Below are 11,143 nucleotides of genomic sequence, written 5' to 3'. Positions count from 1 at the left end.
GGACCGTCAGCTGTGACGGCCACGGCCACGGCGACGGGCGGCCAGCATGGCCAGACCACCGAGACCGAGCAGGCCGGCGCCCGCCACACCGAAGACCACCGGGGTGTTGCCGGCACCGGTGGACGGCAGCTGACCGCCGCCGCCAGGGCCCTCGCCGGCCGGCTGCTCAGCCGGCCGCTCGGACGGCGCCTCGGACGGGTAGTCGCTGGTCGGGGCCGGAGCCGCGCTCGACGACGACGCGCTGGCCGACGGCGAGGCCGGGGACGTCGGGGCCGGAGACGTCGGAGCCGGAGACGTCGGAGCCGGAGACGTAGGCGCCGGAGACGTCGGAGCCGGGGACGTAGGCGCCGGCGAGGTCGGGGCCGGAGACGTCGGAGCCGGGGACGTAGGCGTCTCGGTCGGCGTCACCGTAGGCGTGGGCGTGGGCGTAACGGTCGGCGTCGGCGTCACCGTGGGCGTCTCAGTCGGCGTCGGCGTCGGCCCGCAGTCCGGCAGGTCGCCGTCGAACGGGTAGCTGTGGATCTCGTAGCCGCCGTTGCCGGTGTGGATCAGGTTGCCCGCCAGGTACACCCGGCCGTTCATGCCCGGCTCGGAGAGGGTCGTGGTGCCAGCCGGGTTGCCGGCCAGGACCGATCCCTGGAACTGGGCGCTGCCGAGGATCCGGGCCGAGGTCGCCGTCGGGAAGTTGTACATCAGCTTCGAGCGCATCTCGGTGGTCTGGTCCCCGGCCAGTCCGGTGCCGGTGTAGGTGTTGATGACCGGGCTGTCGCCGAGCATGTTCACCACGACGGTGGCGCCGGCCGGGATGCCGGTGAAGACCAGTCCGATCTGCCCGCCGCTGGGCGAGGCGAGGTCCCGAGTGACGTTGAAGACCTGCTTCATGCTGGTCCCGTCACCGGTGAAGGTCGCCTCGCTGGCGGTGACCTCGACGGTGCCGGTCGCGGTGGCCCGGGCGACGCAGGCGGAGACGCCCTCGATCTGGGCCAGCACCTCCCGGTACGGCGCGGCGGCGTTCAGGTCCTCGATCAGCTCTCCGGTGGGGTCGATGCTGACGTTCCCGGTGACGGTGCCCGCGTGGCGCAGGTTGCCGAAGGCCGATCCTTTGGAGTCGATGCCACCGATCAGGATGGTGTTGCCGGCCACGGCGTCGACGTTGCCGCCGGCGGTCACGAAGTCACTGCCGTTCGGCGGCACGACGCGTGAGCCGACGCCGACGACGCCCATGTTGTAGATGCCGCCGCCGTCCTTGTCGACGGTCAGGTTCCCCAGCGCGACGATCTTGCCCTCGGCCTCGGCGGCGCGGCCGTTCACGGTGTAGTCGCCGCCGGTGAAGACGCTGATGGCGGCGTCGCGGCCGGGGAAGTCGCCGTTGTTGACCGGCGGCCAGGTGGCGGGGCAATCGGGCCCGGAGCAGGCACCCAGCGGCGGGGCCAGCGGGGCGGCCGAACCGACCGTCAGCACCGCGGCCAGCGGCAGCATGGCGGCGGCGGTCGCCGCGGCGACCCGAGCGGCCCGGCGCCCGGGTATCGCCGGCGCCCTCCTGGCGGTCGTTCTGTGACTCGGTGAACCTGTGGACTGACCCATCGACAATTCCTCCGTGTATGAGAAAGGGCAGGTCGGGACCCTGCCGCGTTCCACGCAACCCCCTGCGATCCAGCAGATCCAGGACATCCGACACTAAATCGGACTATTCGCACCTTACAGGGCATCAGATTGAATCTGAAATTCACACAAATAGGGCACTGCTCACCCGGCGTGTCGTCACCGTCCGCCAGGCCCCGAGGACGGTGAGTCCGACGACAGGCCCTAGGTTGGGACCATGACCACCGAGGCCCAGGACCAGAGCGCGCCGCTCGTCGCCGTCGCGTCCGCCGACGCCGTACTGCGACACCCCGAGGTGGGCGAGCACCTGTTGACCGCCATGGAGCGGGAGCGCGCCGCGCGCTTCCGGCAGGAGTCCGGGCGGGTCGACTTCACCGCCGGGCACCTGCTGGTCCGGCTCTGCGCCGCCCGGCTGCTCGGTGTGCCGGTGGCCGGGCTCGTCCTCGCCCAGCAGTGCCCGGACTGCGGGCTCGCCGACCACGGCAAGCCCTACCTGCCGGACCACCCCGGGGTGCACGTGAGCCTGTCGCACACCCGGGGCGTGGTCGCGGCCGGCGCCGGGTTCCAGCCGGTCGGGGTGGACGTCGAACTGGCCACCCGAGGCGGCTCGCTGGGCTCGGTCGCCCGCCGGGTGCTCGCCCCGGCCGAACTCGCCCTGGTCGAGGCCGACCCGGAGCCGGAACGGGCGTTCCTGCGGTTCTGGGTGCGCAAGGAGTCGCTGATCAAGATCGGGCGGGCCACCCTGGACACCCTCGGCCGGATCGACCTCTCCGCCCTGCCGCCGGTCGTCCCGCCGGGCCGACCACTGCGCAGCCGGTACGAGGACCTGCACCTGCTCGACTGGACCGACCCGGAGCACGCCGCCGCCGTCGCGGCCGTCAGCACCGCCCCGCCCCGGATCGTCGGCCTCACCGCCGCGCGCTGAGCCCGGGGGCGGAAGCCGCCGTCCGGTGCCTCCGCCCGGCCCCTCCACCCGGCGCCGTCGCCCGGCGCCGACCCGCCCGGCGGACCGGTGAATAAGCGGTGTTAGCGTGCCTGGTCGTGGGCACGCCGAACACGCGTGCCCGTCGACCCAGCTGCCCACCGGATCCAAAGGGTGCCCGCCATGGCCAAGTTCCTGCTGAGCCTGCACGTCCTCGTGTCGGTCCTGTTCATAGGCCCGGTCGCGGTGGCCGTCAGCATGTTCCCGCGCCGGGCGAAGGCCGCGCTGGCCGGTGGGCCGGACCGGGCCTCCGATGCCGGCGTGCTGCGCGTACTGCACCGGATCACCCAGGTCTACGCCCTGCTCGGGGTCGCGGTGCCGGTGCTGGGCATCGGCCTGGCCCAGGTGATGGACGTGCTCGGGCAGTCCTGGGTGATCGTCTCGATGGTGCTGACCGCGATCGCCGCGCTCGCCCTGCTGCTCTTCGTCCTGCCCGGCCAGCAGGCCGCCGTGGACGCGCTGGAACTCGATCCGTCGGACGAACGGCACACCAAGGCCGTCGGCGGCCTGAAGCTGCTGCCGATGACCGCCGGGGTGTTCAACCTGCTGTGGGCCGTGGTCGTGGTGCTCATGGTCATCCGGCCGGGGTCGAGCACCGGCGTCTGATCCCGCACGTCCCCTGCCGCCGGCCGGGGCCGTTCGAGTACCGTCCTGGGCCATGACGATCATGGCGGGCATGGGCGGCCCGACGGGAAGCGGCGTCGGTCCGCTGCTGCGCGGCTGGCGGGAACGGCGGCAGCTCAGCCAGCTGCAACTGGCGCTGCGGGCGGACTCCTCGACCCGCCACCTCAGCTTCGTCGAGAACGGCCGCGCCCGCCCGAGCCGGGAGCTGGTGCTGCGGCTGGCCGAGCAACTGGACGTCCCGGTGCGCGAGCGCAACACCCTGCTGCTCGTGGCCGGATACGCCCCGCACTTCCCCGAGACGCCGTTGGACGCCCCCGCGATGGTCGCGCTGCGCGGCGGGCTGGAACGGCTGCTGGCCGCCCACGACCCGTACCCGGCCCTGGTCCTCGACGGGTCCTTCCGGGTGCTGGCGGCCAACCACTCGCTCGGGCTGCTCCTGGACGGCGTCGCCCCGCACCTGCTGGAGCCGCCGTTCAACGCGGTCCGGGCCACCCTGCACCCGGACGGGCTGGCACCGCGCATCGCCAATCTGCGGCAGTGGCGGCGGCACCTGCTGGAACGGATGGAGCGCCGGCTGGAGCTGGTCCGCGCCGAACCGCTGCGCCGGCTGTACGAAGAGGTCCGCGGCTACCCCGAACCGGCCGAGGCAGGGGCGGACGGAGCCGCCGGAGCGGACGGGCCGAACCGGGCGGACGGACCGGACGCGGGTGATCCGGCCTCCGCCGGGTTCCCGTTCGCCCTGCCACTGCGGATCCGGCAGGAGGGACGGGCGCTCTCCTTCCTCTCCACCGTCACGACCTTCAACACGCCGCTGGACGTCACCGTCTCCGAGCTGGCCCTGGAGACCTTCCTGCCGGCCGACGCGGAGACGGCGGCCTTCCTCCGGGAGCACGGCTCCGCGCCCGGGACCGACGCCGCGGGGCGGTGAACCGGAGGACGGCGAACCGGGCCACCACCGCGGCCTGCACCAGGACCCCGACGGACCCGGCGGTGATCGGCTCCGGCCACAGCTCCATCGGGACCGGACTGAGCACCACCCGGACCAGGTTGACGTCGATCACGGCCCGCACCCCGAAGCCCGGAGGCCGCCGCCGGGCTGTGCCCGCCGGGACGGCGGCCGGAGCAGCACACCGGCCCGCTTCACCGCGCGGGCGGTGATGGTGGTCTCGGCCCGCGCGACGCCGAGCGGGCCGAGGGTGTCGGTGAGGAAGCGGTACAGCTCGCCGTGGTCCGGGCAGAACACCGTGGCCAGCAGGTTGGTCGGGCCGCTGGTGGCGAACACCCCGTGCACCCACGGGTGGCGGGCCAGCGCCGTACCGACCTCGGCGAGCCGGCCGGGCGGCACGTCCAGCCAGAGGTTGGCGTCCACGGCCAGGCCCAGCAGCCGCGGGTCCACGGTGGCGTGGGTGCGCAGCAGCCCGGCCTCGTCCAAGCGGTGCAGACGGCGGCGCACCGTGGACTCGGGCGCGCCGACGGCCGCGGCCAGGACGGCGTGGGACTGCCGCGCGTCCTCACCCAGCCGCTCCAGCAAGGAACGGTCCAGGCCGTCCAGCGGCGGGGGCGCGGCGGGGCGCGCGACGGCGGGCCGGGCGAGCGCGGCGCTCTCCGCCTCGGTCAGGTGCCCGGCCCGCCACTGCCCGGCGTCGGCGAAGGCGTGCAGCACGGCGTGGGTGGTGGTCCGGAGCAGGACGGCCGCACCTACCGGGCGGTGCTCGGCGGCGGGGCCGAGCTGGACGGGCGGCCGATCGCGCCGCCGGAGCGGGAGTTGGCCGCCGCCGTCGCGGCCACCAGCCAGCCGCCGCGGGTGGCGGCCGACCCGGTGGCGCTGCGCCGGGCGGGCGAGTCGCTGTCCGCGATGGCGGGCGCGGTGCTGGCGGTGCGCAACCTCGGCCCGACCGCTCTCCAGGTGGCCCAGGTCGGCTCCGGGCACCTGGCGCTGTTCTGGGAGTACGGCCTGGACGCGGGCAACCTGCTGCCCGGCGCGCTGATCGCGAGCGAGGCGGGCGCGACGGTGACGGACGCCGCCGGGTCGGCCTGGACGGCCGGTTCCGACGGCTTCCTCGCCGCCGCCCCCGGGCTGCACGCCCGGGCACTGGAGGTGCTGCGGACGGTCGGCTGACGGAAGGGCGCCGGCCGGCGCTCTGCCGGACCCCGATCGGCGGAGCACCGGCCGGCCGGCCGCGTCGAAGTACGCCCACACCTTGTCGAGGACGTTCTTCGGCGTGGTGGGCCCCTCCTGCCCGATGGCGGGCGAGGAGGGAGCGTGTGCACGTCGATCAGTCCGGGCAGGCCGAGGGCCTGTCAGAACTCCCGTACGCCCGCTGCTTCCTGGCCGCTCACGCGGGCACCGGCCGGGCCCGGTCGATGATCGCCCCGGTGTCGACCCCGGCCGGCAGGGTGCCGAAGGCCGCGCCGTGGTCGCCGCCCAGCCGGCTCGCGCAGAAGGCGTCGGCCACGGCCGGGCTGCCGTACCGGACCAGCAGCGACCCCTGGAAGGCCAGGGCCATCGACTCGACCAGCCGACGGGTGCGGTACTCCAGGTCGCCGAGGTCCGTCAGCTCCTTGCGCAGGGCGGCGACGGCCGTGTCCAGCCGACGGTCCGCGCCGGCGGCGGCGTCGAGTTCGCCGAGGAACGCCTCGACGCTCTCCGGGCTCCTGGCCATGGCGCGCAGCGCGTCCAGTGCGGCGACGTTGCCGGAGCCCTCCCAGATCGACACCAGCGGCGCCTCCCGGTAGAGCCGGGGCATCCCGGACTCCTCGACGTAGCCGTTTCCGCCCAGGCACTCCAGCGCCTCGGCGGAGTGCGCCGGACCGCGCTTGCACACCCAGTACTTGGCCACCGCCAGGCCCAACCTCCGCACCAGCGCCTCGTTCTCGTCCCCCGCGAGGGTGCGGTCGGTGGCGTGGGCGAGCCGCATCGCGACGGTGGTGGCCGCCTCGGACTCCACCACCAGGTCGGCGAGGACGTTGCGCATCAGCGGCTGGTCGACCAGCGCCTTGCCGAACGCCCGCCGGTGCAGGGCGTGGTGGACCGCCCGGGTGGCGCCGTAGCGCATTCCGGAGGCGGCGCCGACGGTGCAGTCCAGCCGGGTCATGTTGACCATCTCGATGATGGTCCGCACGCCCCGGCCCTCCTCGCCGACCAGCAGGCCGACCGCGCCGTCGTACTCCAGCTCGGCGGAGGCGTTGGACTTGTTGCCGAGCTTGTCCTTGAGCCGCATCAGCCGCAGCCGGTTGCGGCCGCCGTCCGGGAGGACGCGCGGCAGCACGAAGCAGCTGAGGCCGCCCGGGGCCTGGGCGAGAGTCAGGAAGAGGTCGGACATCGGAGCCGAGGTGAACCACTTGTGGCCGGTGAGCCGGTAGGTGCCGTCCGGCTGCGGCGCGGCGGTGGTGGTGTTGGTGCGGACGTCCGAGCCGCCCTGCTTCTCGGTCATCGACATGCCGGCGATCAGCCCGCGCTTGGTGCGGGGCTCGCGCAGCCCGAAGTCGTACTCGGTGGCCGCCAGCAGCGGCTCCAGCTCGGCGGCCAGGGCGGGGGTGGCGCGCAGCGCCGGGACGGCGGCGTAGGTCATCGAGACCGGGCAGGTGTGGCCGGCCTCGACCTGGCCCCAGACGTAGAACTTGGCGGCACGGGCGGAGTGGGCGCCGGGGCGCTCGTCGCGCCAGGGCGCGGCGTGCAGGCCGTGCGAGACGGCGGTGCGCATCAGCTCGTGCCAGGCCGGGTGGAACTCGACCTCGTCGATCCGGTTGCCGAACCGGTCGTGGGTGCGCAGCACCGGCGGGTTCTCGTTGGCCAGCCGGCCCCATTCGGCGGCCTGCTCGGAGCCGGCCAGCCGGCCCAGCTCGCGCAGCTCGGGCTCGGCCCAGTCGGCACCGGCCCGGTGGAGGGCGGCGAGCAGGGCGGGGTCGGCGGCGGTGTCGTGTCCGTACGGCAGGGGCACCTGGTTGGTGACCTCATGCGTCGCTGTCATCGCGTCCTCCCAAAGCACGCAGGGTGAAGGAGACCAGGGCGGGGACCACCGTGGTGTTGTCGCCGGGCGTGGTGGCGCTGACGCCGGGCACCGTGGTGTTGTCGCCGGGCGTGGTGGCGCCGGCGCCGGGCACCGTGGCGCTGACGCTGTGATCGGGCCCGGCACTCCCGGCGACCGGCGCCGCGGCGAGCGGTCCGGCCAGCGCCTCGCCGACCGCGCCGACCAGGGCGGCGGCGGTCAGCACCGCGTCCTGTTCGGGCAGTTCGCCGGCCGCCACGGCGGCGGCTATCTCGGTGGCGATCACGTCACGGAACGCCCGCCGGAAGACCAGGCGCTCGGCGTCGACCACCGTGTCGGCCGGTTCCACCAGCAGCGCGTACGCCAGCCGGGGCGCGCGCAGGGCACGGGCGGCGAAGGTCTCGACCACGGCGGCGATCCGCTGCTGCGGGGTGTCCCGGCGGGCGACGGCGGCGTTGACCGCCTCGATCTCGCCGCTCACCACCCGGCGGAACAGCTGGACCGACAGCTCGGCCTTGCCGGCGAAGTGCTGGTAGAGACTTCCGGTGGCGATGCCGGCCCGGTCTGCCACGGCGGCCATCGTGCAGCCGCCGTAGCCGCGCTCGGCGAGCAGGCCGACCGCCGACTGGAGCACCGCTTCGCGCTGGGCGTCCAGGCGGGCTTGCACGGCGGGGGTGCGTCGGTAGGCCATGGAAGCATTGAAGCACCGATTCACTGCTTCGGGGAGGGGTTCGCCGGGAAACGCGAGGAGGCCGCCCCACGGTCCGGGACGGCCTCCTGCGGGTACTGCCTACCGCTGCCTACCGCTGCTGCTGCGGCTCACTGCCGCGCACGCACCGCCTGCTCGACTCCGGCCCTACAGCGGACGGCGCTCCTGCTCCAGCCGCTGGCCCTCGACGTCCAGCGGGCCGAACTCCGGGATCGACCGCGGCGACGCGGCGAGCGAGCGGGCGGTGTTCGGGTCGTCCAGACCGGCCCACTCCAGCACCTTCGCGGTGGCCGCCGCCGCCTGCTCGGCGGGCAGCTGCGCGATCTTGGAACCGTGGTTGCCGCCGGGCACGGTGTAGACGTAGCTGTCCTCACTGCCCCGGCCCAGCTGGAACGGCTTGGCGCCCCACGGGTCGTTGCCGCCGTAGACGTACATGATCCGCTCGCCCTCGCGCTTCACCCAGCGGTCGATGTCGGGCATCGCGTTCGGGTTGAAGACGGTCGGGATCTCCTTCGGCACGTAGCTGCGGACCGAGTAGAGCTCCTTGTAGTCGTAGTGCAGCACGCCCTTCAGGTGCGAGACGTCGAAGAAGGGCGCGCCCAGCTCGGTGGCCGCCTGGTAGTAGTACGCGGTGTACTTCGCCAGCGACTGGTCGCTGTTGCCGGTGATGCCGGACTGCGAGTCGAACCACGCGTACAGCTCGTCGTCGGTCGCGGTGGCCGCCACCGGGACCTTGGCGCAGTCGGACTCCAGGCTGTACTGCCAGAACGCCCAGATCACGTCCAGCACACCGGCCTCGTACGCCCGGTCCGGGGTGCCGAGGGTGTCGAAGGTGGAGCCGGCCGCCTTGTTGTCGGCGACGTAGCGGGCCTCCAGGCGGTCGCGGCGCACCAGCAGTTCGCGCTGGGCGGCGTTCAGCTTGGCCCGGCACTCGGGAGTGCCGACGGTGCGGAAGAAGTCGCTGTACGCCCGGTAGTCGTTGACGTTCGTGTTGTTGGGCGCGACGTAGGCGATCGTACCGGCCACGTCGTCCGGGTAGAAGCGCCGGAAGAAGGTGGAGGACATGCCGCCCTTGCTGCCACCGGTGGACAGCCACTCCTGCTGGTAGATCCGCTTGAGCGCGGTCACCAGCCGGTGCGAGTCCGCGGCGCCCTGGCGGATGCCGGCCTTGGACCAGTCCGCCGGCTCCGGGCGGGAGGGGGTGAAGAACCGGTACTCGATGGACACCTGGTTGCCGTCCACCAGCCGGGTCGGCTCGGTGCGGGACGGGCTGGTGCCCAGGGTGTAGCCGTTGGTGTAGAAGACGGTCGGGCGGTCATAGCCGCGGTGCAGCAGGCTGAAGCGCTGCTGGAAGGTGCCCAGCCAGGGGCGGTTGTGGTCGATCGGCTGGGTGTAGGTGGCGATGAAGTAGCGGTGACCGGTGGTGGTCGGCTTCTCCTCGGTGATGGTCACCCCGGGGATCGCGGCCAGGCGGTCCTTGATGTCGGCGTTCGGGTCGTCGGCGGGACTCCGGCCGTGGCGGGGGCCGTTGCCCTGATCGCCCTGACTGCCCTGGCCGCCCTGCGCACCCTGGCCGCCCTGGCCGCCCTGGCCGCCCTGGCCGCCCTGGCCGCCCGCGGCGGACGCCGGGTTCGCCAGGCCGCCGACGGTGAGCAGCGGTATCAGCAGGGCCGACGCCAGCAGCCTTCTCACGGTGGTGGTCATCAACTCTCCATCTGTGCAACTGACATGACTGCCGCCGGCCGACTCGGCCGTGCGGCACTGGTGGTGTGGGTGGTGCAGCTGGTTCGAGTGGTGCAGGTGGTGTGGACTGGGGCGCTGCGGGCCCGGCGTACCGCGGACCGGGGCGCCGTGGCCTGGGGCGCCGTGGCTGGGGCGCCGCGGCCTGGGGCGCCTCGGCGGCCGACCGATGAACGGCCGAATGGGCCATCCGCCGTTCGCGGATGGCCCATCGGGACGAAAGTGCTGGTCAGCGGGTTCGCGACGCCGGCTACGGGCGGGGCAGGACGCAGCCGGGCAGAGTCAGGTCGAAGCGGTTGCCGGCGGCGAAACAGGCCGGGATGCCGTACGTCTCCTGGGCGTAGCCGATGCCCGGACGCACCGTCACCGCACCGTTCTGGTCGACCTCACAGGGGTTGTCCATGGTGCAGGTCTGGCCGCTCTCGTTGATCGTGTTGTTGACGGCGACCACCTGGCCGGTCGAGGCGTCGACCACCGGCGAGCCGGAGGTGCCGCCGATCACGTTGCAGGTGGAGGTGTAGCGGAGCGAGTCCTTGAAGGTCCAGTCGGCTTCCTTCAGCCGGTAGGCGAAGCCGTCGACCGAGCAGGAGTAGATCTTCTTCCAGTAGCCGGAGACGACCCGGATCGAGGTGCCCTGGACCGGGTGGGTCGCGGCGATGGTCAACGGGGCTATCCCGTACTGGGACTGGATCGAGGAGTAGCTGGTGTTCAGCTGGTAGATCGACACGTCGGTGTCGGTCATCGCGCCGTAGACGATCTTGTTCGCACGCAGCGTGGCGACACCGCCGCCACTGGCGTTGAGCAGGGTGAAGGTGCGGCTGGAGGCCCGGTTGAGGACCACCTGGCCCGGGCCCGGCATGCCGGTCTCCAGGCAGTGGCCGTTGGAGAGGATGAGGGCCGGGTCGCTCGCGGCCGAGCCGGGCATCCGCACCAGCGAGCCGGAGCAGTTGCTGAGCGCCACCGTCCCTGCGAAGGTGACGGCGGCGACGGGCTTGGCCGCGGACTCGGCGGCGGGGGCTGCGGCTTGGGCCGGAACAGCTCCGACCAGGGCGGTGGCCCCGGCGAACAGGAGCGTCGCGGCCGTGCCTATGAGCGGCTTCTTCATGAGAGACCTCTCGGTGTGGGGGGTCCAGCGGGTGGGGGTGCACCAAAGCTGTCGCGGACATGACCCACTGTCAAGGGTCAAGACGCCACCAAGAACCCGCCAAGTCTCATTGGCCGGTTACCGTCACCACCGGACCCTCGGCCGACGGCCGTGCGCGACGGGACCGTCACCCCCAGCACCGGAACGGCCGATCCCGGCCTCGAAGGGGATCCCCCGCCACCGGACGGTCAGCCCTTCGACCAGTGCGCCCGGCCCAGACTGATCAGCCGCAGCTATGACCGCGCGGTGGCGGCGATCCGCCGCCACCGCGCCGGCTCCGCCACCAGCGCCGCCAAGAATGCGGGGGCCGTGGTGACCAAGTGGGGGGCCGCGGCGAGCACGGAGCGGGTCAT

Annotated in this window: 11 protein-coding genes; 5 read left to right on the top strand and 6 right to left on the bottom strand. The window is 73.4% G+C overall.

Annotated elements, in window-relative coordinates; all coding sequences use genetic code 11:
* Nucleotides 1-6: 6 nt before the first annotated feature.
* Nucleotides 7-1,479, bottom strand: coding sequence for a choice-of-anchor A family protein (locus ACFRMQ_RS30165; RefSeq protein ID WP_380733848.1), 1,473 nt, complete (start codon nt 1,477-1,479; stop codon nt 7-9).
* A 340-nt stretch (nt 1,480-1,819) separates the two neighbouring features.
* Here ACFRMQ_RS30165 and ACFRMQ_RS30160 point away from each other — a divergent pair, with 340 nt between their 5' ends.
* From ACFRMQ_RS30160 to ACFRMQ_RS30150, 3 genes are all read left to right on the top strand, one after another.
* Nucleotides 1,820-2,527: a 4'-phosphopantetheinyl transferase family protein gene (locus tag ACFRMQ_RS30160; RefSeq protein ID WP_380733847.1), complete on the top strand. Its 708-nt coding sequence runs from the start codon at nt 1,820-1,822 to the stop codon at nt 2,525-2,527.
* Nucleotides 2,528-2,707: 180 nt separating this feature from the next.
* Nucleotides 2,708-3,190 (top strand): hypothetical protein, encoded by a 483-nt coding sequence (locus tag ACFRMQ_RS30155; RefSeq protein ID WP_380733846.1) that lies wholly within the window; start codon nt 2,708-2,710, stop codon nt 3,188-3,190.
* A 52-nt stretch (nt 3,191-3,242) separates the two neighbouring features.
* Nucleotides 3,243-4,136, top strand: coding sequence for a helix-turn-helix domain-containing protein (locus ACFRMQ_RS30150; protein WP_380733845.1), 894 nt, complete (start codon nt 3,243-3,245; stop codon nt 4,134-4,136).
* 129 nt (nt 4,137-4,265) lie between these two features.
* On the opposite strand, the gene ACFRMQ_RS30145 is transcribed toward ACFRMQ_RS30150, so the two are convergent.
* The gene (locus tag ACFRMQ_RS30145) at nt 4,266-4,871 is read right to left on the bottom strand and encodes an Lrp/AsnC family transcriptional regulator (RefSeq protein ID WP_380733844.1); all 606 of its coding nucleotides are present in this window, start codon (nt 4,869-4,871) and stop codon (nt 4,266-4,268) included.
* 3 nt (nt 4,872-4,874) lie between these two features.
* Between ACFRMQ_RS30145 and ACFRMQ_RS30140 the strand changes: the two genes are divergently transcribed.
* Nucleotides 4,875-5,327, top strand: a complete 453-nt coding sequence (locus ACFRMQ_RS30140) for an inositol monophosphatase family protein (protein ID WP_380733842.1) — start codon at nt 4,875-4,877, stop codon at nt 5,325-5,327.
* Between the two features lie 217 nt (nt 5,328-5,544).
* On the opposite strand, the gene ACFRMQ_RS30135 is transcribed toward ACFRMQ_RS30140, so the two are convergent.
* The 4 genes from ACFRMQ_RS30135 to ACFRMQ_RS30120 all read right to left on the bottom strand — a co-directional run bounded on the left by ACFRMQ_RS30135 (nt 5,545) and on the right by ACFRMQ_RS30120 (nt 10,751).
* Entirely contained in the window at nt 5,545-7,179 is a 1,635-nt protein-coding gene (locus ACFRMQ_RS30135) for an acyl-CoA dehydrogenase family protein (RefSeq protein WP_380733841.1), read from the bottom strand.
* On the bottom strand, nt 7,163-7,888 hold the full coding sequence (locus ACFRMQ_RS30130) for a TetR family transcriptional regulator (protein WP_380733840.1): 726 nt from the start codon (nt 7,886-7,888) through the stop codon (nt 7,163-7,165). Before ACFRMQ_RS30130 ends, ACFRMQ_RS30135 begins: the two co-directional genes overlap by 17 nt.
* A gap of 165 nt (nt 7,889-8,053) precedes the next feature.
* Nucleotides 8,054-9,610, bottom strand: coding sequence for a S28 family serine protease (locus ACFRMQ_RS30125; RefSeq protein ID WP_380733838.1), 1,557 nt, complete (start codon nt 9,608-9,610; stop codon nt 8,054-8,056).
* 286 nt (nt 9,611-9,896) lie between these two features.
* The gene (locus ACFRMQ_RS30120) at nt 9,897-10,751 is read right to left on the bottom strand and encodes a serine protease (protein WP_380733837.1); all 855 of its coding nucleotides are present in this window, start codon (nt 10,749-10,751) and stop codon (nt 9,897-9,899) included.
* Nucleotides 10,752-10,901: 150 nt separating this feature from the next.
* Here ACFRMQ_RS30120 and ACFRMQ_RS30115 point away from each other — a divergent pair.
* A partial coding sequence (locus ACFRMQ_RS30115; RefSeq protein WP_380733836.1) for a hypothetical protein occupies nt 10,902-11,143 on the top strand: 242 nt, incomplete at its 3' end.

Source organism: Kitasatospora sp. NPDC056783, from assembly GCF_042789895.1.
GTDB lineage: Bacteria > Actinomycetota > Actinomycetes > Streptomycetales > Streptomycetaceae > Kitasatospora.
The sequence above is the reverse complement of the archived record's forward strand: the minus strand, read 5'-3'. Positions and strand labels throughout refer to the sequence as shown.